Source organism: Variovorax sp. GW822-FHT04A09 (genome assembly GCF_058801005.1).
In genome coordinates this window covers 665,102-687,963 of sequence record NZ_JBXAMV010000003.1, presented here as the reverse complement: position 1 = coordinate 687,963, position 22,862 = coordinate 665,102, and the positions used below count along the sequence as shown (strand labels likewise).

22 protein-coding genes are annotated in these 22,862 nt (G+C 69.9%); 12 read left to right on the top strand and 10 right to left on the bottom strand.

Features of this window, described 5'->3' with window-relative positions; translation table 11 throughout:
* The first annotated feature begins 30 nt into the window (after nucleotides 1–30).
* Nucleotides 31–822: an SDR family oxidoreductase gene (locus AC1RLW_RS19750; RefSeq protein ID WP_159274987.1), complete on the top strand. Its 792-nt coding sequence runs from the start codon at nucleotides 31–33 to the stop codon at nucleotides 820–822.
* A gap of 19 nt (nucleotides 823–841) precedes the next feature.
* Here AC1RLW_RS19750 and AC1RLW_RS19745 read toward each other — a convergent pair whose 3' ends face one another.
* Nucleotides 842–1,753, bottom strand: a complete 912-nt coding sequence (locus AC1RLW_RS19745; protein ID WP_493194615.1) for a DMT family transporter — start codon at nucleotides 1,751–1,753, stop codon at nucleotides 842–844.
* 109 nt (nucleotides 1,754–1,862) lie between these two features.
* On the opposite strand from AC1RLW_RS19745, the gene AC1RLW_RS19740 reads away from it, so the two are divergent.
* Together AC1RLW_RS19740 and AC1RLW_RS19735 are read left to right on the top strand one after the other, a co-directional pair.
* Nucleotides 1,863–2,849: a quinone oxidoreductase family protein gene (locus AC1RLW_RS19740; RefSeq protein WP_492741233.1), complete on the top strand. Its 987-nt coding sequence runs from the start codon at nucleotides 1,863–1,865 to the stop codon at nucleotides 2,847–2,849.
* Between the two features lie 108 nt (nucleotides 2,850–2,957).
* Nucleotides 2,958–3,380 (top strand): response regulator, encoded by a 423-nt coding sequence (locus AC1RLW_RS19735; protein WP_062479432.1) that lies wholly within the window; start codon nucleotides 2,958–2,960, stop codon nucleotides 3,378–3,380.
* Here the strand turns inward: AC1RLW_RS19735 and AC1RLW_RS19730 are convergent.
* The gene (locus tag AC1RLW_RS19730) at nucleotides 3,340–4,266 is read right to left on the bottom strand and encodes a LysR family transcriptional regulator (RefSeq protein WP_062479435.1); all 927 of its coding nucleotides are present in this window, start codon (nucleotides 4,264–4,266) and stop codon (nucleotides 3,340–3,342) included. The genes AC1RLW_RS19735 and AC1RLW_RS19730 overlap by 41 nt on opposite strands.
* Nucleotides 4,267–4,336: 70 nt before the next feature.
* On the opposite strand from AC1RLW_RS19730, the gene AC1RLW_RS19725 reads away from it, so the two are divergent.
* From AC1RLW_RS19725 to AC1RLW_RS19715, 3 genes are all read left to right on the top strand, one after another.
* On the top strand, nucleotides 4,337–5,344 hold the full coding sequence (locus AC1RLW_RS19725) for a bile acid:sodium symporter family protein (protein ID WP_493194613.1): 1,008 nt from the start codon (nucleotides 4,337–4,339) through the stop codon (nucleotides 5,342–5,344).
* 158 nt (nucleotides 5,345–5,502) lie between these two features.
* Complete coding sequence (locus AC1RLW_RS19720) at nucleotides 5,503–6,663, top strand: porin (RefSeq protein ID WP_493194612.1); 1,161 nt, start codon at nucleotides 5,503–5,505, stop codon at nucleotides 6,661–6,663.
* A gap of 269 nt (nucleotides 6,664–6,932) precedes the next feature.
* Entirely contained in the window at nucleotides 6,933–7,538 is a 606-nt protein-coding gene (locus AC1RLW_RS19715; protein ID WP_493194611.1) for an ATP-binding protein, read from the top strand.
* Here AC1RLW_RS19715 and AC1RLW_RS19710 read toward each other — a convergent pair.
* Complete coding sequence (locus tag AC1RLW_RS19710) at nucleotides 7,527–8,474, bottom strand: LysR family transcriptional regulator (RefSeq protein ID WP_493194610.1); 948 nt, start codon at nucleotides 8,472–8,474, stop codon at nucleotides 7,527–7,529. The two genes, AC1RLW_RS19715 and AC1RLW_RS19710, sit on opposite strands and share 12 nt — an antisense overlap.
* Before the next feature lie 152 nt (nucleotides 8,475–8,626).
* Here AC1RLW_RS19710 and AC1RLW_RS19705 point away from each other — a divergent pair, with 152 nt between their 5' ends.
* Complete coding sequence (locus AC1RLW_RS19705; protein ID WP_493194609.1) at nucleotides 8,627–9,505, top strand: pirin family protein; 879 nt, start codon at nucleotides 8,627–8,629, stop codon at nucleotides 9,503–9,505.
* 27 nt (nucleotides 9,506–9,532) lie between these two features.
* On the opposite strand, the gene ureG is transcribed toward AC1RLW_RS19705, so the two are convergent.
* From ureG to ureE, 3 genes are all read right to left on the bottom strand, one after another.
* Entirely contained in the window at nucleotides 9,533–10,183 is a 651-nt protein-coding gene (gene ureG, locus AC1RLW_RS19700; protein ID WP_369644510.1) for an urease accessory protein UreG, read from the bottom strand.
* 21 nt (nucleotides 10,184–10,204) lie between these two features.
* A complete protein-coding gene (locus AC1RLW_RS19695) occupies nucleotides 10,205–10,876 on the bottom strand; it encodes an urease accessory protein UreF (RefSeq protein ID WP_493194607.1) in 672 nt (223 codons plus the stop codon).
* A 149-nt stretch (nucleotides 10,877–11,025) separates the two neighbouring features.
* On the bottom strand, nucleotides 11,026–11,646 hold the full coding sequence (gene ureE / locus AC1RLW_RS19690) for an urease accessory protein UreE (protein ID WP_493194606.1): 621 nt from the start codon (nucleotides 11,644–11,646) through the stop codon (nucleotides 11,026–11,028).
* 184 nt (nucleotides 11,647–11,830) lie between these two features.
* Here ureE and AC1RLW_RS19685 point away from each other — a divergent pair, with 184 nt between their 5' ends.
* Both AC1RLW_RS19685 and AC1RLW_RS19680 read left to right on the top strand, forming a co-directional pair.
* The gene (locus tag AC1RLW_RS19685; protein ID WP_493194604.1) at nucleotides 11,831–12,769 is read left to right on the top strand and encodes an AraC-like ligand-binding domain-containing protein; all 939 of its coding nucleotides are present in this window, start codon (nucleotides 11,831–11,833) and stop codon (nucleotides 12,767–12,769) included.
* Between the two features lie 152 nt (nucleotides 12,770–12,921).
* Nucleotides 12,922–14,322, top strand: coding sequence for an amidase (locus AC1RLW_RS19680; protein WP_493194602.1), 1,401 nt, complete (start codon nucleotides 12,922–12,924; stop codon nucleotides 14,320–14,322).
* A gap of 4 nt (nucleotides 14,323–14,326) precedes the next feature.
* On the opposite strand, the gene ureC is transcribed toward AC1RLW_RS19680, so the two are convergent.
* The 4 genes from ureC to AC1RLW_RS19660 are packed head-to-tail and all read right to left on the bottom strand — an operon-like array spanning nucleotide 14,327 to nucleotide 17,293.
* The gene (gene ureC / locus AC1RLW_RS19675) at nucleotides 14,327–16,045 is read right to left on the bottom strand and encodes an urease subunit alpha (protein ID WP_493194601.1); all 1,719 of its coding nucleotides are present in this window, start codon (nucleotides 16,043–16,045) and stop codon (nucleotides 14,327–14,329) included.
* 3 nt (nucleotides 16,046–16,048) lie between these two features.
* The gene (locus AC1RLW_RS19670; RefSeq protein WP_070063624.1) at nucleotides 16,049–16,354 is read right to left on the bottom strand and encodes an urease subunit beta; all 306 of its coding nucleotides are present in this window, start codon (nucleotides 16,352–16,354) and stop codon (nucleotides 16,049–16,051) included.
* A 7-nt stretch (nucleotides 16,355–16,361) separates the two neighbouring features.
* Nucleotides 16,362–16,961, bottom strand: a complete 600-nt coding sequence (locus tag AC1RLW_RS19665; protein ID WP_493194599.1) for a HupE/UreJ family protein — start codon at nucleotides 16,959–16,961, stop codon at nucleotides 16,362–16,364.
* A gap of 29 nt (nucleotides 16,962–16,990) precedes the next feature.
* Nucleotides 16,991–17,293, bottom strand: a complete 303-nt coding sequence (locus AC1RLW_RS19660) for an urease subunit gamma (protein ID WP_062474548.1) — start codon at nucleotides 17,291–17,293, stop codon at nucleotides 16,991–16,993.
* A 78-nt stretch (nucleotides 17,294–17,371) separates the two neighbouring features.
* On the opposite strand from AC1RLW_RS19660, the gene AC1RLW_RS19655 reads away from it, so the two are divergent.
* The 3 genes from AC1RLW_RS19655 (at nucleotide 17,372) to AC1RLW_RS19645 (ending at nucleotide 22,827) form a co-directional block, all read left to right on the top strand.
* Nucleotides 17,372–21,022 carry a hybrid sensor histidine kinase/response regulator gene (locus AC1RLW_RS19655; protein WP_493194597.1) on the top strand — a complete coding sequence of 1,217 codons (3,651 nt, stop codon included), beginning with the start codon at nucleotides 17,372–17,374 and terminating at the stop codon, nucleotides 21,020–21,022.
* A 20-nt stretch (nucleotides 21,023–21,042) separates the two neighbouring features.
* A complete protein-coding gene (locus tag AC1RLW_RS19650) occupies nucleotides 21,043–22,050 on the top strand; it encodes a response regulator (protein ID WP_493194595.1) in 1,008 nt (335 codons plus the stop codon).
* 84 nt (nucleotides 22,051–22,134) lie between these two features.
* On the top strand, nucleotides 22,135–22,827 hold the full coding sequence (locus AC1RLW_RS19645) for a PA4824 family protein (RefSeq protein WP_493194593.1): 693 nt from the start codon (nucleotides 22,135–22,137) through the stop codon (nucleotides 22,825–22,827).
* Nucleotides 22,828–22,862: the final 35 nt, after the last annotated feature.

Here is a 22,862-nt window from a genome sequence, read left to right as displayed (position 1 = left end):
ATCGATCGAACGATCGACGGGAGCAAACACATGGATCTGGGCATTGCAGGCAGGACCGCACTGGTATGCGGCGCGAGCAAGGGGTTGGGCTACGGCTGCGCCGAGGCGCTGGTGCGCGAGGGCGTCAACGTGGTGATCGTGGCGCGCGGTGCCGAGGCGCTCGATGCTGCGGCCAAGCAGCTGGTGGCAGCGGCCGGACCGTCGGGTCCGTTCGTCAAGCACGTGGCGGCCGACATCACCACCGAAGCCGGCCGCGCGGCCGTGTTCGCGCTGGGCCACGACTTCGACATCGTCGTCACCAACGCCGGCGGCCCGCCGCCCGGCGACTTCCGCAACTGGGACCGCGAGGCGTGGATCAAGGCGGTCGACGCCAACATGCTCACGCCCATCGAGCTCATCAAGGCCACGGTGGACGGCATGGCGAAACGTGGCTTCGGCCGCATCGTCAACATCACGTCGAGCTCGGTGAAGTCGCCGATCGACATCCTGGGGCTGTCGAACGGCGCGCGCAGCGGCCTCACGGGCTTCGTGGCCGGCGTGGCGCGCACGTCGGTGGCGGCGCAGGGCGTGACCATCAACAACCTGCTGCCGGGCTCCTTCGAGACCGACCGCCTCAAGGGCACGATGGCCGGCGCGGCTCAGAAGTCGGGCCAGGATTTCGACACCGTGTGGGAAGCGCGCAAGAAGAATATTCCGGCCAAGCGCTTCGGCAACCCGGCCGAGTTCGGTGCGATCTGCGCGTTCCTGTGCAGCATGCAGGCGGGCTACATGACCGGGCAGAACGTGCTGGCAGACGGCGGCGCCTACCCGGGCACTTACTGACCGACGCCGCGGCGCGCGTTCAGCGCCGCGACGACACCACGATCCCGCCGACGATCAGCACGAAGGCGGCGCCGTGGTACCAGTACGGCGCCTCGCCGAGGAAGGCCGCCGACAGCACGGCCGCGAACAGCGGCGTGAGGTTCATGAAGATGCTCGCCGCCTGCGGGCCCGCGCGTTGCACGCCGGTGCCCCAGCAGCGGTAGGCCAGCACGGCCGGGCCGATGCCGATGAACAGCATCGCCGCAATGAGCGGCCAGCCCAGGTCGATGTGGGCATCGGTCAACGTCCATTCGCCGGCGGCCAGCGCACCCGACCACGCCACGCCGAACACCAGCTGCGCCATGAGGAAGGCGGCCCAGTCGCTGCGCACGTTGGCAGGCTCGTGCGTGCGCGCCAGCAGCCAGCTGTAGAAGGCCCAGGCGATGGTGCCCGCGATCATGTACAGGTCGCCCGGCACCAGCCGCAGCGCCAGCAGCTGCTGCCACTCGCCGCGGCTCAGCACCAGCAACACGCCCAGCACCGACAGCAGCGCGCCGCCCAGCGCGCGCCGGCTGACGCGCGCGCCGAAGCACAGCGTGCCCACGGCCAGCATCCACAGCGGCAGGCTGGAGCCCACCAGCGTGACGTTGATCGGCGTGGAGGTCTGCAGCGCCAGGTACTGGAAGGCGTTGTACAGGCCGATGCCCAGCAGGCCCAGCAGCGCATAGCGCCGCCAGTGCGCCCACAGCGGGCTGTCGCGGCGCAGCACCCAGGCCGCCAGCGGCAGCAGCAGCACGAACGCGATCACCCAGCGCACGAAGTTCAGCGTCAGCGGCGACACCAGCGCGCGCACCAGCCGGCCGACCACCGCATTGCCGGCCCACAGCAGCGGCGGCACGGTGAGGAGCAGGGCGGTGAGGGGCGTGAGGCGGTGGTGCGATGCGGAAGACATGGCCGCCGACTCTACCGGGCCCGTGCAGTGTCCGTGGCCCGTCGAGAAATGGTCAAACGTGGCACGATGCCCGTCCCATTCTTTTTTCCCCTGCGTGGAGACAGCAACGATGTTGAGCAAAGCCGTCCGTATCGACCGCCACGGCGGTCCCGAGGAACTGAAGGTCGTCGAGGTCGAGGTGGGTGAGCCCGGCCCCGGCGAGATCCGCATCCGCCACAAGGCCGTGGGCCTGAACTTCATCGACACCTACCAGCGCACGGGCCTGTACCCGTTCCAGATGCCGCTGCAGCTGGGCATGGAAGCCTCGGGCATCGTCGAGGCGGTGGGCGAGGGCGTGACGCACCTGAAGGCCGGCGACCGCGCCGCCTACGCGAGCCAACCGCCCGGCGCCTATTGCGAGCTGCGCGTGATGCCTGCCAAGTGCGTGTGCAAGCTGCCCGACGACATCTCCTTCGAGACCGGCGCGGCCATGATGCTCAAGGGCCTCACCGCGCAGTACCTGCTGAAGAAGACGCTGCCCGCCGAAGGCCTGCAGCCCGGCGACTTCGTGCTGTTCCATGCGGCGGCCGGCGGTGTCGGCCTCATCGCCTGCCAGTGGGCCAAGGCGCTCGGCCTGCAACTCATCGGCACGGCCGGCAGCGACGCCAAGTGCCAGCTCGCGCTGGCGCACGGCGCGGCGCACGCCATCAACTACAGCACCGAGAACTTCGCGGCGCGCGTGAAGGAGATCACCGGCGGCCAGGGCGTGAAGGTGGTGTACGACTCAGTGGGCAAGGACACCTTCGAAGGCTCCATCGACAGCCTGCGTCCCTTCGGCCTGCTGGCGATCTTCGGCAACGGCTCGGGCCCGGTGCCGCCGGTCAACCTCGGCCTGCTGGCCTCGAAGGGCTCGCTCTACGTGACGCGCCCGACGCTGTTCACGCACATCGCCACGCGCGAGCGCACGCAGGCCATGGCCGACGACCTGTTCGCCGTGGTGCAAAGCGGCGCGGTGAAGATCCCGATCGACCAGCGCTACGCCCTGGCCGACGTGCAGCAGGCGCACCGCGACCTCGAGGCGCGCAAGACCACGGGCTGTACCATCCTCACGCTCTGAGGCTGGCTGCGGCCGGCGGGTGATGTCCTACGCGCGGTGGGGTGTCACACCTTCGACTTGTGGCGGGCGCAATTTGTAGCCTGCACTTGTCCCTTTGCAGAGCCCGCCATGACCACCGTCCGCGCTTTCATCGTCGAAGACAACCCCGCCCAGCGCGCCAGCCTGGCGGGCACGCTGCGCGAGATGGCGCGCATCGATCCGGTCGGCCAGGCCGAATCGGAGGCCGAGGGCACGCGTTGGCTCACGCGCAACCCGGCGCTGTGGGACCTGGCCATCGTCGACCTGTTCCTGGGCGACGGCACCGGCTTCAGCGTGCTCGAGGCCTGCCGCAACCGCGACCCGAAACAGAAGATGGTGGTGCTCAGCAACCACGCCACGCCCGAGACGCGCCGCAAGTGCGCGCAGCTCGGCGCCGACGCCGTGTTCGACAAGGCCACGGAGGTCGAGGAGCTGATCGACTTCTGCGTGCGCCAGCGGCAGGAGCGCTTCTTCAGCGCGCCTTCGTCGGCGGGGCCGCGGGCGCCTCACTGAGCGCCGCCGTCTCGCGCACCATGCGCCAGACCCGCTGCGCCAGCGGCGACAGTTCGCGGTTGCGGCGCCGGATCAGCATGATCGCGCGCTGCACGTTCGGCACCAACGGGCGCACCACCAGCCGCGCCAGCCCTTCGGGTGGCAGCGACAGGCCCGGCATCACGCTGATGCCGATGCCGGCCTCGACCATGCGGAACACGGTGGTCGCATGGCCCAGCTGCTGCTTCACGTCGCAGCGCGCGCCGTGCCGCTCCAGCGCCTGGTCGATGAGGCGCCGGCTGCCCGAGGCATGGTCGAGCAGCACCAGCGGCTGGCCGTCGAGCGCCGACCAGTTCACCGAGGCCTTCTTTTCCGTCAGCCGGTGGCCGGGCAGCGTGACCACCATGAAGGGGTCGTTGAGGATCGACTCGCAGTGCAGGTCGTCGGCCTCGGAAGGCTCGATCACCACGCCGAAGTCGACCTCGCCGCTGCGCACGCTGTCCAGCACGTCCTGCTGGATGCGGTCGAGCAGCAAGAACTGGATGCCCGGCGCCTGCACCGCGCAGGCCGCGATGCAGTCGGGCATGAGGTTGGCCGAGAGCGTGGGGCTGCTGGCCACGCGCACCTTGCCGCCGCGCGCGCTGGCCAGGCCGGCCACGTCCTGCAGCGTCTGGTCGAGTTCGTCGAGCACGCGGTCGAGCCGGGCCGCGAACGAGTGGCCGGCTTCGGTCAGCACCACCTCGCGCGTGGTGCGGTCCAGCAGCTTGAGGCCGAGCTGGGCCTCAAGCTCCGAGATCGACCGGCTCACCGCCGGCTGGCTCAGGCCCACCTGGTCGCCGGCACGGCTGAAGTTGCGGCCCTCGGCCACCGAGCGAAAGACGCGGAGTTGGCGCAGCGTGACGTTCATGCGCTCAAATCATATATCCATCCGATAAATCCATTTCTCTTTTGAATGGCCGGAAGGTCCAATGCAGGGCATGGCACGTTCACGCTTCCTCCCCGACAACTTCACGCTCACGCTCGTCGCGGTCGTCACCCTGGCCAGCCTGCTGCCCGCCAGCGGCCGCGTGGCCCATTTCTTCGAGGGCCTGACCACGGTCGCGATCGGGCTGCTGTTCTTCCTGCACGGCGCCAAGCTGTCGCGCGAGGCGATCCTCGCGGGCATCACGCATTGGCGGCTGCACCTGCTGGTGTTCGCCTGCACCTTCATCCTGTTCCCGGTGCTGGGGCTCGCGCTGCGGCCTGTGCTAGAGCCGCTGGTGACGCCGCAGCTGTACACGGGCGTGCTGTTCCTGTGCGTGCTGCCGGCGACGGTGCAGTCGGCGATTGCTTTCACTGCGATGGCGCGGGGGAACATGCCGGCCGCCATCTGCAGCGCTTCGGCCTCGACCCTGTTGGGCGTGTTCATCACGCCGGTGCTGGTGAGCCTTGTGGTGCTGCCTGAAGGCGGCGCGGTGGCGTCGTCGTCGTCGCTCGACGCGATCGGGCGCATCCTGCTGCAGTTGCTGGTGCCGTTCGTCATCGGCCACCTGTCGCGTCCGTTGATCGGCAAGTGGATCCAGAAGCGCGCCGCGGTGCTGAAGTTCGTGGACCAGGGCTCGATCCTGCTGGTGGTCTACACGGCCTTCAGTGCAGCGGTGATCGAAGGGCTCTGGAAGCAGATTCCCGTGAGCGCGCTGCTGGGCCTGCTGCTGGTGTGCGGCGTGCTGCTGGCGCTGGCGCTGGGTCTCACGACGTTCATGGCGCGGCGCTTCGGCTTCAACATCGAAGACGAGATCACCATCGTCTTCTGCGGCTCGAAGAAGAGCCTGGCGAGCGGGATTCCGATGGCGAAGGTGCTGTTTGCCTCGCACGCCGTCGGTGCGATCGTGTTGCCACTGATGCTGTTCCACCAGATGCAGCTGATGGTGTGCGCCGTGCTGGCGCAGCGCTACGCGCGCCGCGCGGCGGCAGCCCCTGCGCCTGCGCTTCGCACGGCCGAGTAGCCTGCCCGGTGCAGGGCGTTCACGCATCGGCCGGCGCGTGAACGCAAAACAACACCCGCGAGGGGAGGGCTGGCGTCCACCAGATTCCTCCAATTTTGAACAGGACCATCCGGTCAGCGGCTCGATGAAGAGCAGCTGAAAACCCCGGAGAAACCTGAATGAAGAAATCCCTCACGGCACTCGCCGCGCTGGCCGTCACCGGCCTGGCCTCTGCCCAATCGTCGGTCACCCTGTTCGGCGTCGTCGATGCCGGCGTGAGCTACCAGAGCGCCACGTCGCGCAATCCCGTCACCGGCACCACCAGCAAGCAGAGCCAATGGAGCCTGGCCAACTCGGGCTACAACTCCAGCCGCATCGGCTTTCGCGGCACGGAAGACCTGGGCGGCGGGCTCGCCGCCAGCTTCTGGCTCGAGGCGCCGATCAGCAACGACGACGGCGCCACCGGCATCGCCAACTTCAACCGCCGCTCCACCGTCAGCCTGTCGGGCGGCTTCGGCGAAGTGCGGCTGGGCCGCGACTACACGGCCACGTTCTGGAACGACACGGTGTTCGACCCGTTCGGCACCAACGGCTCGGGCTCGAGCGTGATCAACACGGTGAGCGGCAGCACCGCGCTGGGCAACACGAACTACGTGCGCGCCAGCAACATGGTCGGCTACTTCCTGCCGCCGAACTTGGGCGGCTTCTACGGCCAGCTGCAGTACAGCCTGAACGAGAACACGAAGACCAGCGCGACCGACACCACGGCCGCTACCAGCAGCAGTGCCGGGCGCTATGTGGGCGGGCGTTTCGGCTATGCGAACGGGCCGCTGGACATCGCGCTGGCGGTGGGCCAGAACGTCGCGGTCGACACCACCACGCTCACGCGCAAGGTGCAGACGATCAACCTCGGCGCGTCGTACGACTTCGGACCGGTCAAGCTGTTCGGTGAGCTGTCGAACGTGAAGAACAAGTTCGACCTCGCGGCACTGGGCAACAGCCACGACAGCTACAACGGCTACCTCATCGGCGCGAGCATGCCGGTGGGTGCGGGCCTGATCCGCGCGTCGTACTCGACCGTGCGCTACAACGAAGGCGCGGTCGGCGTCACGGGCGACGACCCGCGTGCGAACAAGCTCGCGATCGGCTACGTGCACAACCTGTCCAAGCGCACCGCGCTGTACGCCACCGTGGCGCGCGTGAGCAACCGCAACGACGCGAACTACACGGGCGCCCTCACGGCCGCCAGCACCACGGGCTACGGCAGCACCGGCGTGGGCTACACGGGCCTGCAGCGTTCGTCGACGGGCTACGACTTCGGCATTCGCCACGCGTTCTGATTGGCTTCCGTTCGCGTGCGTCGGTGCTGCCGGCGCGCGCGAACGGGCCCTGCCGTCGAACCAGTCATGCATCGATTCACATGATCCGAACTCATCACCTCGCGGGCGTGCTGGCGGCACTCGGCCTGTCGGGCTGCATCGTGCTGCCGCCCCCTCTTTTCCCGCCCGGGCCACCGCCGGGGTTTCGCGAAGGGCCCCCGCCACGCTGCGAGGCCCCGAGCGGCTGCGCGCGGCCGGCCTTTCCTGAAACGCGCTGAGGACTGTCGACCGTGTACGGCAGTTCACTCGGCCTGGTCATTGCCACGCTCATCGGCCTTGGGCTGGCTGGCGTGCTCGCGCTGATGGGCGCGCTGTTCGTCGCCAACGCCCGCGCGGCCGTGCACGCCCGCGGCCTCGCGCAGCAGGCCCGCACGCAGCAGCGCCAGCAACTGGCGGACAGCCGCGTGCAGGACCTGCGGCCATTGCTGGGCACTGAATCTGGCGATGCAACATCGCTGCACCTCGATGTGGACCTGCCCGCGGAAGCGGTGCCGGTCTTCGGAATTCCATCGGAGCTGCGCGAGCTGCTGGCCAAGGTGGCCGCGCATGCCGCGCGCGTGATGGCGGCGGGGGCGACGCTGCAGGTGCGCGCGCGCATCGAAGGCACGCAGGCCGTCGTTCACTGGCGCGACCTCGACGCAGAGAGCGAACGCCCACCGCTGGCGCGCTTCTTCGACGCGCTCGACGCCGCCTCGCTGGCCAGCGCGCGCATCTGCGAGCGCATCGCGGGGCGCCACGGTGGGCGCATCTATTCCGCGCCGGACGATGGCGGCGTGCTTGGGCTGACGCTGCGCCTGCCGCTGTACGCGCCAGTGACCGCTGGATCAGTCGACTGAAGTGCGCGTCGGCGCCGATACGCCCGAAAGTTCAAGGGCTTCGAGCGCCTCGTACTCCACCGCCAGGAAGTCCACCAGCTTGCGCACCGACGGCAGCAGGCCGCGGCGCGAGGGGAACACCGCGTGCACGATGCCGCTGCGCGGCGCCCATTGCGGCAGCGCATCGACAAGGCGGCCGGCCTGCAGGTCGTCGCGCACCATCATCGTCGGCATCTTGGCCACGCCCACGCCCTGCAGGGCGGCATGCCGCAGCGCGGCCATGTCGTCGGTCACGAGGCGGGGCTGGTGGCGCACCTCGGCGCTCGCGCCGTCGGGGCCTTCGAGCGACCAGGTGTGGTGCGGCTGGGCCGGGCCGAGATCGAGGCTGGGCAGCAGGCCGATGTCGGCCGGGCTGGCCGGCGCCGTCAGGCCTTCGAGCAGGCGCGGGTGGGCCACCAGCCGCTGCGTGCTGTGGCCCAGCACCTTCATCACCAGGTCGGTGTCCTCGAGCGGCGGAAAGCGCACGCGCAGCGCGAGGTCGAAGCCCTCGCGGATCACGTCGACGCGGCGGTTGGTGCTCTCGAGCTGCACGGTCACGCGCGGGCACTCGGTCATGAAGCGGGCGAGCATCTCGGCCACCTGGTAGTACACCAGCGCCGGCGGGCACGACAGCCGCACCAGCCCCTGCGGCTGGGCCTGCAGGCGGTCGATGGCCTCCTGCGCGGCGTCGGCCTCGACCAGCATGGCCACGCAGTGCTCGTAGTACTGGCGGCCGATGTCGGTGACGCTGAAGCGGCGCGTGGAACGCTGGATGAGGCGCACGCCCAGCCGCTCTTCGAGCAGCGCGATGCGCCGGCTCAGGCTCGACTTGGGCACGCTGAGCGCCCGGCCGGCCGGCGCAAAGCCGCCGTGGTCGACCACCTGGGCGTAGTAGTAGAGATCGTTCAGGTCGCGCATGGCTTTGGGGGGCCCTCCGTGCCGTTGATCGTTCGCCAGATGGAACGATGAGGGCGAATTCTGGCATCTACTCAAAGCATCGTTGCGGCCCCATCCTTGATCCATGGCTTTCCCGTTCCGGGCGAGCCGCCAGATGGAAAGGAACACAGACCATGAAGAAGATCCTCGGCACCTACAGCGCACCGCGCCCGCACTGGGTGGGCGACGGTTTTCCCGTGCGCTCGCTGTTCAGCTACGACACGCTCGGCCGCCACGCCAGCCCCTTCCTGCTGCTGGACTACGCCGGTCCGGCTCGGTTCACCCCGACCGCGCAGCCGCGCGGCGTGGGCCAGCACCCGCACCGCGGCTTCGAGACCGTGACCATCGTCTACAAGGGCGAGGTGTCGCACCGCGACTCGACCGGGCAGGGCGGCACCATCGGCCCCGGCGACGTGCAATGGATGACCGCGGGTGCGGGCATCCTGCACGAGGAGTTCCACTCCGAAGCGTTCACGCGCGACGGCGGCGAGCTCGAGATGGTGCAGCTGTGGGTCAACCTGCCCGCCCGGGACAAGATGGCCGCGCCCGGCTACCAGGCCATCGTCGATGCGCAGATCCCGTCGGTGCCGCTGCCGGAAGGCGCGGGCAGCGTGCGCGTGATCGCGGGCGACTACCTCGGTAACAAGGGGCCGGCCCGCACCTTCACGCCCATCGACGTGTGGGACCTGCGCCTGAACCAGGGCGCGCAGGTGACGCTGCCTGTGCCCGAAGGCCACACGGCCGCGGTGGTGGTGCTGCGCGGCACGGTGCAGGTGAACGGCGAGACGGTCGTGCGCGACGCGCAGATGGTGTTGCTCGACCGCGCGGGCGATGCGCTCACGCTGGACGCCAACAACGACGCGGTGGTGCTGCTGCTCAGCGGCGAGCCGATCGACGAACCCATCGTCGGCCACGGCCCGTTCGTGATGAACACGCGCGACGAGATCGTGCAGGCGATGAAGGACTTCGGCAGCGGGAAGTTCGGGCAGATGCCGGAGGCCGTGGCGCACTGAGCGGGCGCCGCCGCTCTGATTGAAGAATCAGGCGGCGGTGAGCATGCCCCGGGCCTCGATGAAGGCCACGACCTCGGCGACGCCCGTGAGCGTCTTGAGGTTGGTCATCACGTAGGGGCGCTGGCGGCGCATGCGCTGGGTGTCCTGTTCCATCACGTCGAGGTTCGCGCCCACGTAGGGCGCGAGGTCGGTCTTGTTGATGACGAACAGGTCGCTCTTGGTGATGCCGGGCCCGCCCTTGCGTGGGATCTTTTCGCCGGCGGCCACATCGATCACGTAGATGGTGAGGTCCGACAGCTCGGGGCTGAAGGTGGCGGCCAGGTTGTCGCCGCCCGATTCGACGAACACGATGTCGGCGTCGGGAAAGTCTTCGAGCATGCGGTCGATGGCCTCGAGGTTGATCGAGGCGTCTTCGCGGATCGCGGTGTGCGGACAGCCACCGGTTTCCACGCCCATGATGCGCTCGGCCGGCAGCGCGCCGGCCACGGTGAGCAGGCGCTGGTCTTCCTTGGTGTAGATGTCGTTGGTGATGGCGACGAGGTCGTACTTGTCGCGCATCGCCTTGCAGAGCATTTCGAGCAGGGTGGTCTTGCCCGAGCCGACGGGGCCGCCGATGCCCACGCGCAGCGGCGGGAGCTTCTTTGTGCGGTTCGGGATGTGGTGCAGGGCGGAGGTCATGGGCGAAAAGGTCCGGTTCGGTCAGCTTCGGAAGAGGCGGGAATATTGTGTTTCATGGCGGGCCGACAACACCGCCAGCAGGGGCGCGAAGGCCTGGCGCTCGTCGTCGCCCAGGGCCATCGCGCGCTCGACGGCCGCAGGAATTTCGTTCGCGAGCCGCGCCAGGATGCGCTGGCCCGCGCTCTGGCCCAGCGGCACGGCCTTGACGGCGGCGGCCACCATGTTCTCGGCCCAGCCGAAGGCGAAGGCCAGGCAGCCGTCCTGCACGGTGGCTTCGGTGCGGCTGGCCGCGAACGCGAAGGCCACGGGGTAGGTCGCGGGCAGGCCGGCGAAGACTTCGGCGGTGTCGGCATGGTGCAGCTTGAGCCACTCGACGAAGGAGCGGCCCATCTGCTCGGTCTGCAGGAAGAACTCGGCGGATTCGCGGGTGTGCAGCACCCAGTCGTTGAGGGTGCGGATGCGTTGTGTGTCGTTCGCGCGCCAGGCGGTGATCGCCTGGGCTGCCAGGGCGAGGTCGCCGCGTGCGAAGCTCAGGTGCAGCTGGTCGGAGAGCCACTCGGTGGCGCTGGCTTCGGAGTTGATGCCGGCCCATTCGACTGCGGCCTCGACGCCTTCGGAATACGAGAAGCCTCCCACTGGCAGGGCGGGGGAGGCGAGCCAGATGAGTTGGAGGAGGCTGTGCGGGGTCGGCATTTGTCTATGGGCGCGCGCCGCTGTTCAGGGCGCGTGCGCAGGCCACCGGGTACTTCCCTCCGCGAATGTCCCCCGGCCTGCGGCCTCCTCCTTGATTTCGCTGCGGGAAGCACCCGGTGCCCTGCGCACGAGAAGAGCGGTGGGTCATTTCAATGCGAGTGGCTGTGGCCGTGGCCGTGGCCGTGGCCGTGGCCGTGGCCGTGATCGTCGTCGAGCAGTTCGGGGGCGAGCACGAGGGGCTTGGGGCCGCTCTTGCCGTGGGAATGTCCGTGGTCGTGGCCGTGATCATGGCTGTGGCCGCCATGCGAATGCCCTTGCGCTCCGTACGCACCGCCTTCGGGCTCGAAGGCTTCTTCGACGGCGACGACGATCAGGTGCATCGAACGCAGCATGTCGGCCAGCACGTGGTCGGGTTCGATCTTCAGGTGGTCGGGCTTGAGCTCGATCGGCACATGCCGGTTGCCCAGGTGGTAGGCCGCGCGCGTCAGGTCGAAGGGCGTGCCGTGGGCGGTGCAGTGCGTGATGCGCAGCACCGGCTGCGGCGCCGCGATCACGCGCACCAGCGAGCCGTCTTCCGCCACCAGCACGTCGCCGCCACGCACCGCGGTGCCGCGCGGCAGGAAGATGCCGATCTGCCGGCCCTGCGAGTCGGTGGCGTCGAAACGGCTTTTCTGGCGCACGTCCCAGTCGAGTTCGATGGTGGCGGCACGCTTGAGCAGCACGGGCGCGAGACCGCGGCCCTGGGGCATGAGTTTGTTGGCGGTGAGCATGGCGGGTTGCGGGGTCGAATGAGGCCGATGAATGTAGCGCCTCTTGCAGCCCCTGTTCGGCGTGATGTCCCAAGCCCGTCGGCGAGGCCAACGTGCCGGGAACGGGCTTTCCTTCGTTAGCAAATATCGGGCCTTGTGGACTGGGGGCTTGCCTGCGCGCCCCATCCGCCCCAGCATCCGCGTCATGAACAGCCTGGCCTACCTGACGACCGACGTTGCCACCCCGCTGCGTTTCGACTACTGGCACGACGTCGTGTGCCGCCACTGCATTCCCGCGGCCAGCCGTGCGATGACGGCCGAGCCGTTCGAAGGGCGGCTCGACGTGCGCGAGGTGGGCGCGGTCAGCGTCAACCGCATGTCGGCGCCGATGCATCACTGGTCGCGCGACGCGCCCCACCTGCGCCGGCATCCGCTGGACGACCTGTGGCTGGCGTTCGTGCAGGAGGGCGAGGGCACCTTGGTGCAAGGCGGGCGGCAGGGGCGGCTGCGCAGCGGCGACATGCTGCTCTACGACGCCGGCCGGCCCTTCGAATGCACGCTGGACGCGCGCTCGGTCTACCTGGCGCGCATGCCGCGCCGGCTGCTGCTGCGGCGCTTCGCGAAGGCCGAAGAGTTCACTGCCCGCACCATCGCGGCGGACCGCCCCGGCGCGGCGCCGCTGCACGCAATGCTGCGGGAGACGGCGAACCCGGCCTTTGCGCAGCCGCATTCCGCCGCCGCCGAACGCTTCGGCGGCGCGCTCATCGACCTGCTGGCCGTGACGCTCGAACTGCAGCAGGACATGGCTGGCGACGCCGGCGCCGAGCGCGGCCTGCATGCGCGCATGACGGCCTACATCGAGCGCCATCTGGACGACCCGGCGCTGTCGCTCGAGGCGCTGGCGCAGGCGCACCACGTCTCGGCGCGCACCGTGGCTCGTGCGTTCGCGCGCCAGGGCGCCACGGCGATGGGCGCGGTCTGGCAGGCGCGCCTGGCGGCCAGCCGCGAGGCGCTGGTGGGCGGGCGCGCGCACAGCGTGACCGACGTCGCGTTCCAGCACGGGTTTTCCGACCTGTCGCATTTCAGCCGGGTCTTCCGCAAGGCCTACGGCTGCGCGCCGCACACGCTGCTGAAGCCGCGCTGAGCGCCGCATGCGGGGTGTCCGCCCCAGCACAAGTGCATGTCCGGAAGAGACCAGCGCGGGCCGTCGCGCGCCGATAAGGTTCGCCCGGGGTGGCAGTGTCGCCACTTGGATTCGGACCTTCTTTCTCAACCCTACACACGCGGGAGTCAGTCATGGCGGACAAGGAATTGCATCATCTCGAACTGCTGGAGGTCGGCCGGCAGATCCAGTCGCGCGAGCGCTCGTCGGAAGAAGTCACGCGCGCCATGCTCGCGCGCATCGAGGCCGTCGACGGCCGGCTGCGCAGCTACGCGACGCGCATGGACGCGCAGGCGCTCGACGAGGCGCGCCGCGCCGACACCGAGATCGCCGCCGGCCGCGCGCGCGGGCCGCTGCACGGCGTGCCGCTGGCCGTGAAAGACCTGCTGTGGACCGAGGGCGTGCCGAGCGCGCACGGCATGACGATCCACCAGTCGTTCCGTCCGACCGAGGACGCGACCGTGGTGCACCGCCTGCGCGAGGCCGGCGCGGTGATCCTGGGCAAGCTGCAGCAGACCGAAGGCGCCTTTGCCGACCACCATCCGCAGATCGCGTCGCCGGTCAACCCGTGGGACGCCACGCTGTGGCCCGGCGTGTCGTCCAGCGGCTCGGGCGTGGCCACGGCGGCGGGGCTGTGCTTCGGCGCGCTGGGCACCGACACGGGCGGATCGATCCGCTTTCCGTCGGCGGCCAACGGCATCACGGGCCTGAAGCCCACGTGGGGGCGGGTGAGCCGCCACGGCGCCTTCGAACTCGCCGCCTCGCTCGACCACATCGGCCCGATGACGCGCAGCGCGGCCGACGCGGGCGCGATGCTGGCGGCCATCGCGGGCGCTGACCCGCGCGACCCCACGGCCAGCACGCTGCCGGTGCCCGACTACCTGGCGACGATGACGCGCGGCCTGGCCGGCCTGCGCGTGGGCATCGACCCTGCGTGGACACTGGACCGCGTGGACGCACCCACGCGCGCCACGCTGGCGGCTGCGATCCGCACGGTCGAATCGCTGGGCGCCTCGGTGCGCGAGGTGGTGTTTCCCGACACGGCGCAGGCCGTGCTCGACTGGTCGCCACTGTGCGCGGTCGAGACCGCCGTGGCGCACGAGGCCACATACCCGGCGCGGCGCGATGAGTACGGCCCGGGCCTCTCGGGGCTGATCGACCTGGGCCTGTCGCAAAGCGCCACCGACTACCAGAAGCTGCTGCTGCGCCGCGCCGATTTCACGGGTCGCGTGCGCACGTTCTTCGAAGAGGTCGACCTGCTGCTGATCCCGGCCATTCCCTTCGCGGCGCCGACGCTTGAGCGCGCCGGCCAGCTCGGCGTGGACCCGGAGCTGCTGGCGGGCATGCTGCGCTACACCTGCCCGTTCGACCTCACGGGCAGCCCCACGCTCACCTTGCCGGGCGGCGCCACCGAGGCGGGCGTGCCGGTGGCCTTCCAGTTCGTGGCGCCGCACTTCGGCGAAGACCTGCTGGTGCGCGCGGGCTGGGCGTTCCAGCGGGCGACCGACTGGCACCGCCGGCATCCGGCGGTCTGAGTCTTCAGAACAGGAAGTAGCGCTGCGCCATCGGCAGCACCTTGGCCGGCTCGCAGGTCAGCAGCTGGCCGTCGGCGCGCACGGCGTAGGTCTGCGCGTCGATCTCCATCTTCGGCGTGTAGCCGTTGTGGATCAGGTCCTGCTTGCGCACGTTGCGGATGTTCTTCACCGCGCTCAGGTGCTTGCTCAGGCCGTAGCGCTCCTTGATGCCCGCGGCCAGCCCGGCCTGCGAGACGAAGGTCAGCGAGCTCTTGGCGAGCGAGCCGCCGTAGGCGCCGAACATCGGCCGGAAGTGCACCGGCTGCGGCGTGGGAATCGACGCGCTGGGGTCGCCCATCGCGGCCATCGCGATGGTGCCGCCCTTGATGATGGTGAAGGGCTTCACGCCGAAGAAGGCCGGCTTCCAGACCACGAGGTCGGCCCACTTGCCGATTTCGATGGAGCCCACCTCATGTGCGATGCCGTGCGCGAGGGCCGGGTTGATCGTGTACTTGGCCACGTAGCGCCGCGCGCGGAAGTTGTCGTTGCGCTCGCTGTCCTCGGGCAGCGTGCCGCGCTGCTGCTTCATCTTGTGCGCGGTCTGCCAGGTGCGGATCACCACCTCGCCGACACGGCCCATGGCCTGGCTGTCGGAGCTGAACATGCTGATCGCGCCCAGGTCGTGCAGCACGTCCTCGGCGGCGATGGTTTCCTTGCGGATGCGCGACTCGGCAAAGGCCAGGTCTTCGGCAATGCCGGCATCCAGGTGGTGGCACACCATGAGCATGTCGACGTGCTCGTCGAGCGTGTTCACGGTGTAGGGCATCGTCGGGTTGGTCGACGAGGGCAGGAAGTTCGCCTCGCCCACCACGCGCAGGATGTCGGGCGCATGGCCGCCGCCCGCGCCCTCGGTGTGGAAGGCGCAGATGGCGCGCCCGCCCACGGCGGCGATGGTGTTCTCGACGAAGCCCGATTCGTTCAACGTGTCGCTGTGGATCGCCACCTGCGTGTCGGTGGCGTCGGCCACGTCCAGGCAGTTGCTGATGGCCGACGGCGTGGTGCCCCAGTCTTCATGCAGCTTCAGGCCCATGACGCCGGCCTCGATCTGCTCGTGCAGCGCATCGGGCAGGCTCGCGTTGCCCTTGCCGAGGAAGCCCAGGTTCATCGGGAACGCATCGGCCGCCTGCAGCATGCGTTCGATGTGCCACGGGCCGGGCGTGGCGGTGGTCGCGAAGGTGCCGGTGGCCGGGCCGGTGCCGCCGCCGAGCATGGTCGTCACGCCCGAGGCCAGCGCTTCCTCGATCTGCTGCGGGCAGATGAAGTGGATGTGGCTGTCGATGCCGCCTGCGGTGACGATGGTGCCTTCGCAGCTGATGATCTCGGTGCCCGGGCCGATGACGATGTCCACGCCCGGTTGCACGTCGGGGTTGCCGGCCTTGCCGATGGCGGCGATGCGGCCGTCCTTCAGGCCGATGTCGGCCTTCACGATGCCCCAGTGGTCGAGGATGAGGGCGTTGGTCATCACCGTGTCGACGGCGCCTTGGGCGCGCGTGCGCTGCGACTGCGCCATGCCGTCGCGGATCGTCTTGCCGCCGCCGAACTTCACCTCTTCGCCGTAGCCGCCGGCGCGCAGCGTGTAGTCGGCTTCGACCTCGATCAGCAGGTCGGTGTCCGCAAGACGAACCCGGTCGCCCACGGTGGGGCCGAAGATTTCTGCGTAGGCGCGTCGCCCGATGGTGGCCATGTTTTAGAGCTTTCCTTGAACCAGGCCGCGAAAGCCGTAGACGATGCGATCGCCCGAGAAGTCGACCAGCTCGACGGTGCGCTGCTGCCCTGGCTCGAAGCGCACCGCGGCGCCCGAGGCGATGTTCAGCCGCATGCCGCGCGCGGCGGCGCGGTCGAAATCGAGGGCGCCGTTGGTCTCGGCGAAGTGGTAGTGCGAGCCGACCTGGATCGGCCGGTCGGCCGTGTTGCGCACCACCAGCGTGAGGGCGCGGCGGCCAGGGTTGAGCGTGTGCTCGCCGTCGTCGGTGAGAAGTTCGCCGGGCGTCATGGCGGCCTCAGACCGCCTGGACCAGCAGCGTGGCGCCGAGGGCGACGACGGCGGCACCGGCCACGCGCGGCAGCCAGGCGTTGGCATGGCGCAGCGCCCAGCCCAGCGCGATGCCGGCCGCGTGCAGCAGCAGCGTGGCGCTGACCATGCCGGCCAGCGTGAGGGCCGCGCCGTGCTCGCCCGCGAGTTCGTGGCCGTGCGCCACGCCGTGGAAGACGGCGAACAGGCCCACCACGGCCATGGCGACGCCGGCCGGCAGGTGCACGCGCGTGGCGACCAGCAGGCCCAGCACCAGCAGCGACGCGGCGATCATCGGTTCGACGGCCGGCAGCTGCACGCCGGCCAGCCCGGCCAGTGCACCCACGAGCAGCATGCCCGCGAAGGCCAATGGCGCCCAAAGCAGGTCGGGCCAGGCACGGCGCGCGATCAGCGCGCTCCACAGGCCGACCGCGACCATCGCCGCGAGGTGGTCGGCGCCAGTGAGTGGGTGCATGAAGCCGGTGACGAAACCGTGGTGCACGCCGCCGTCGACGCCGGTGTGGGCGCTGGCGGACAGCGGCAGCAGGAGAAGGGTCGCGAGCAGGGCGGAAGTCTTTGCGAAGCGCATGAAAAGGTCTTTCTTCTTGTGGCGGAGGTTCAGACGATCGGCTGGTGGACGGTCACGAGCTTGGTGCCGTCGGGAAAACTGGCCTCGACCTGGATGTCGGGAATCATTTCGGCGATGCCGTCCATCACGTCGGCGCGGGTCAGCACGCTGCGGCCCTCGCTCATCAGCTCGGCGACGCTCTTGCCGTCGCGGGCGCCTTCCATCACGGCGGCGGTGATCAGCGCGACGGCTTCCGGGTAGTTGAGCTTGAGCCCGCGCGCCTTGCGGCGCTCGGCCAGCAGCGCCGCCGTGAAGATCAGCAGCTTGTCTTTTTCGCGCGGGGTCAGTTCCATGGCGGGGGTGGGGTCGGGTGGCGGTCGGTGATTATGGGCAAGCCGGTCTCTTTGCAACAGTCGTGCCCTGTTCGCCAAATGCCGTACCCGGTGGCACGGAAGCTGCACCGAAACGGTGTGAATTCCGCCGACCCACCTCTCCTGACCGACGACGCTCCCCAGCGCATCGTCAAGGTGCGGCGCGACTACAACAGCTGGGTCGCGAGCGAAACGCTGGAGGACTACGCGCTGCGCTACACGCCGCAGCGCTTTCGCAAATGGTCCGAATGGCGGGTGGCCAACACGGCGTTCGGGGCGGCCTCGTTCCTGGTGCTGGAGGCGGTCGGCGCCACGCTGCTGGTGCAGTACGGATTCGCCAATGCCTTCTGGGCGATCCTGGTCACGGGGCTCATCATCTTCCTGGCGGGCCTGCCGATCAGCGTGTACGCGGCGCGCTACGGGCTGGACATGGATTTGCTCACGCGCGGCGCGGGCTTCGGCTACATCGGCTCCACGCTCACCTCGCTGATCTACGCGAGCTTCACCTTCATCTTCTTCGCGCTCGAGGCGGCCGTGATGGCCTATGCGCTTGAGCTGGCGCTGGGCATTCCGCCGGTGTGGGGCTACCTGGTGTGCGCGCTGGTGGTGATTCCGCTGGTCACGCACGGGGTGTCGGTGATCAGCCGGCTGCAGCTGTGGACGCAGCCGCTGTGGCTGCTGATGCTGGTGGTGCCTTTTGTCTTCGTGCTCGTGCGCGATCCTGGTGCGTTCGCGGGCATCACGCACTACGGCGGGGCGAAGTCGGGCGCGCAGGGATTCAACCTGCACCTGTTCGGTGCCGCGCTGACGGTCGGCATCGCGCTCATCACGCAGATGGGCGAGCAGGCCGATTACCTGCGCTTCATGCCCGCGCGCACCGCGGGCACGGCGCGCCGCTGGTGGGCCGGCGTGCTGGCGGGAGGGCCGGGCTGGGTAGTGCTGGGCGTGGTCAAGATGCTGGGCGGCGCGGCGCTGGCCTACCTGGCAATCACGCACATGGTGCCGGTGGAGCGCGCGGTCGACCCGAACCAGATGTACCTGGCGGCCTACGAGTACGTGTTTCCGAACTACGGCTGGGCGGTGGCGGCGACGGCGCTGTTCGTGGTGGTCTCGCAGCTGAAGATCAACGTGACGAACGCCTACGCGGGCTCGCTGGCCTGGAGCAACTTCTTCTCGCGTGTGGCGCACAGCCACCCGGGGCGCGTGGTGTGGGTGGTGTTCAACGCGCTCATCGCCTTCATGCTGATGGAGATGAACGTGTTCGAGGCACTGGGCGACGTGCTGGGCCTGTTCGCCAACATCGCCATCGCCTGGATGATGGCCGTGGTGGCCGACCTGGTCGTCAACAAGCCGCTGGGGCTCTCGCCACCGGGCATCGAGTTCAAGCGCGCGCACCTGTGGGACATCAACCCGGTGGGCGTGGGCGCGATGGCGCTGGCGTCGGTGCTGTCGATCACCGCGCACCTGGGCGTGTTCGGGCCGCTGGCGCAGGCCTTCTCGGCGCTCATTGCGCTGGGCACGGCGCTGGTCGCGTCGCCGCTGCTGGCGTGGGTCACGGGCGGCAAGTACTACCTCGCGCGCACGTCCGACGCCGGCGGCTCCGTGCTGTTCGCGCCGGCCGCGGGTGGGCGCAAGGTGCGCTGGGCGCGGGTCGAGCCATCGCCGGACGAGGGCGGCAGCTACCAGCGATTGAAGGTGCAGCACTGCGTGATCTGCGAGCGCGAATACGAAGGCCCCGACATGGCGCACTGCCCGGCCTACCAGGGCGCGATCTGCTCGCTGTGCTGCACGCTCGACGCGCGCTGCGGCGACCTGTGCAAGCCGCACGCGAGCCTGTCGGCGCAGTGGTCCGCGGTGCTGCGCTGGCTGTTGCCGCGCCGCAGCTGGCGCTACCTGGACACGGGGCTCGGGCACTTCCTGCTGCTGATGCTGGTCATCGTGCCGCTGCTGGCGGTGGTGTTCGGCGTGCTCTACCAGCAGGAGCTGCGGGCCTTGAGCGAAGGCGCGCTCGCGCTGGCGGCGCAGGCCGACGTGGGCGGGGCGCTGGTCGCGGTGCAGCAGGCGTCGTTGCGTTCGGGCTTTCTCAAGGCCTACATGGCGCTGCTGGTCATCGCGGGCATCGTCGCGTGGTGGCTGGTGCTGGCGCACCAGAGCCGCAAGGTGGCGCAGGAAGAATCGAACCGGCAGACCCACCTGCTGGTGCGCGAGATTGCCCTGCACCGCGAGACCGACCGCGCACTGCAGGACGCCAAGCAGAGCGCCGAAGAAGCCCGCGAGATCGCCGAGCACGCCAAGCTCGCGGCCGACCAGGCGCGGCGCGCGGCGGACCTCGCGAACCAGGCCAAGAGCCGCTACATCAGCGCCATCAGCCACGAGCTGCGCACGCCGCTCAACAGCATCCTGGGCTACGCGCAGCTCATGGGCGAAGACCACTCGGTGCCGCCGCACCGCCAGCAGGCGGTGGCCGTCATCAAGCGCGGCGGCGAGCACCTGCTGTCGCTCATCGAGGGCACGCTGGCCATTGCCCACATCGAGGCCGGCAAGCTCACGCTGGACGCGCGGCCGATGCGCTTTGCCGACGCGATGCGCGAGCTGGCCGACATGTTCGAGCTCCAGGCGGCCGAGAAGGGCCTGCGCTTTCGCTTCGAGGCGGCCGGCACGCTGCCCGACGTGGTGCGCGCCGACGAGAAGCGCGTGAGCCAGATCCTCATCAACCTGCTGGGCAACGCGATCAAGTTCACGGCGGCGGGGCAGGTGACCTTGCGCATTTCGTACGCGCGCGAGTTCGCCGCCATCGAGATCGAGGACACCGGGCCGGGCATGACGGACGCCGACATCGAGCGCATCTTCGAGCCCTTTGCACGCGGCCACGCGGCGGTGTCGTCGGCGCCGGGCGCGGGCCTGGGCCTGACCATCGCGAAGATGCTGACCGACCTGATGGGCGGCGAGATGAAGGTGCGCAGCACGCCGGGCGAGGGCTCGCTGTTCTGCGTGCGGCTGTTCCTGCCGCGCGTGCACGAGGCGATGGCGGGCGGTGCACGCATTGCACCGGCGCCGCGCGCGCGGCGCGGCTACGAGGGCGCGCGCCGGCGCCTGCTGGTGGTCGACAACGAGGAGGCCGACCGCGAGCTGCTGGGCCATGTGCTCGCGCCGCTGGGCTTCGAGTTGCGCAGCGCGGCCAGCGGGCACGACGCGCTGGACCTCATCGCCGCCGGCTACCGGCCCGACGCCATGTTCGTCGACCTCGCGATGCCCGGCATCGACGGCTGGGAGACCATCCGCCGCGCGCGCAAGCTGGGGCTGGCGGACGCGTCGGTGGCCATCGTCTCGGCCAACGCCTTCGACAAGGGCCTGGACAACGACGTGGGCATTGCGCCCGAAGACTTCTTCGTCAAGCCCGTGCGCCACACCGAACTGCTCGACTGGCTGGAGCGTCGGCTGGCCCTGCAGTGGACCGACACCGTCGCGCGGCCCGCGCCTGCCGTGGCCGCGCCGCGCGCGATGCAGCCGCCGTCGCTGGCACGCCTGCGCGCGCTCGACGAGGCCGTGGGCCTGGGCTACTTCCGGGGCATCATGAACCAGCTCGACGACATCGACGCCGCGCAGCCCGAGTGCGCCGCGTGGACCGAGGCCCAGCGCGCGCTGGCCCGCCAGTTCCAGTTCGAAGCCATGGGCCGCGCGCTGGCCGAAGCCGCCGAGGGCGCCGCATGACCTTGTTGTCTCCACCCACCATGCCCGCTTCACCGCTTGCCCGCACGCTGCGCGAGCAGCAGGGCGCCCACGGCGACCTGGTGCTGATCGTCGACGACGTGCCCGACAACCTCGCCGTGCTGCACGACGCGCTCGACGAATCGGGCTACACCGTGCTCATCGCCACGAACGGCGAGCAGGCGCTGCAGCGCGCCGCGCAGGCACGCCCCGACATCGTGCTGCTCGACGCCATGATGCCGGGCATCGACGGCTTCGAGGTGGCGCGCCGGCTCAAGGCCGATGCGGCCACCGCGCACATCCCCATCGTGTTCATGACGGGCCTCACCGAAACCGAGCACCTCGTGGCCGCGCTCGAGGCGGGCGGGGTCGACTACGTCATCAAGCCGATCAAGCCCAAGGAGGTGCTGGCGCGCATGAACGTGCACCTGCAGGGCGCGCGCCGCGCGCGGCAGGAGGCGCATCAGGCCGGGCAGGCGCGCAACGCGCTCGACGCCTTCGGCTACGCGAGCATCACGGTGCGGCTGCCCGAGGGGCGGCTGATCTGGCAGACGGCGCTGGCGCGCGAGCTGCTGGCGCGCTACTGCGAAACGCAGGCGCCCGAGACGCCGCCGGCCGTGCTCGACTGGCTGCGCCAGCACGCGCCCGACGCCCGTGCACGCGGCATCGAGCCGCCCGCGCTGGTGATCGCGCAGGGCGCGCGCAGCCTGAGCCTGCGGCTGCACCGCCAGACCGGCGAGGACGACGCCGGCGACGAGTGGATGATCGTGATGCGCGAGGTTTCCGACACCGCCGTGATCGAGGCCATGAGCCTGAGCCTGAAGCTCACGGCGCGCGAGGCCGAGGTGCTGTACTGGGTGGTCAAGGGCAAGACCAACAAGGACATCGGCGAGATCCTCGGCAGCAGCCCGGCCACCGCCAAGAAGCACCTGGAGCGCGTGTACGTGAAGCTGGGCGTGGAGACGCGCACGGCAGCGGCCGGCGTGGCGATCAAGCGCATCCGCGAGCTGCAGCCGCAGTTCGAACTCTGAAGGGCGGGGGATGGCGTTGCCGCGTCATGGCGCGGACTTTCCGGCTTCCTAGAATGAGGCAGGGCTCTCCGAGGGAAGCACGAAATGAAGAACAACAACACGCGCACCGCACGCCTGCTCGTTGCCGCAGTCGCGGCGTTGCCGGGCCTGGGCGCACAGGCCGCCGGCCACTTCGATGTCGACGACGCCGGCACGCTCGATCCCGGCCAGTGCCAGTACGAAACCTGGTGGGGCCGCAGCGGCGCCGAGCCCGTCACGACTGGGTTCCATGTCGGGCCGGCCTGCCGGGTCGGGCCGGTCGAGCTGGGGCTGAACTTCGACCGGCTCTCGGCGCAGGGCGTCCACTCGGTCACGGGCGGCCCGCAGCTCAAGTGGACTTTTGCCGGCGCGGCCGCCGACGCGCCTTTCAGCGCCGCCGTGTCGATGGGCGCGGTGGCCGACCTGCGGCGCGGCGGTCGCTGGGGCGGCCAGCTGGTGGTGCCGCTCACCTGGCGACCCACCGGGAGCCTGCAGATTCACGCCAACCTGGGCGCCGACTGGGCGCTGGGCACCGGCGTGCGCACGCCGCGCGGCGGCCTGGCCGTGGAGTGGGCGCTGAACGACGCTGTGTCGCTGATCGCCGAGCGCAACCGGGCCGGAGGCCTGTGGACCTCGCGCGTGGGCGGCCGTTTCAGCCTGACGCCGCTGATCAGTGTCGACATCAGCACCTCGCGCACCGGGCCGCAGGGCGTGCGCGGCGTGGTGATCGGGCTGAACCACGAATTCAGCTGGAAATAAGTGAAGGAAAACTGAAATCCGCTGCAATGGGATGA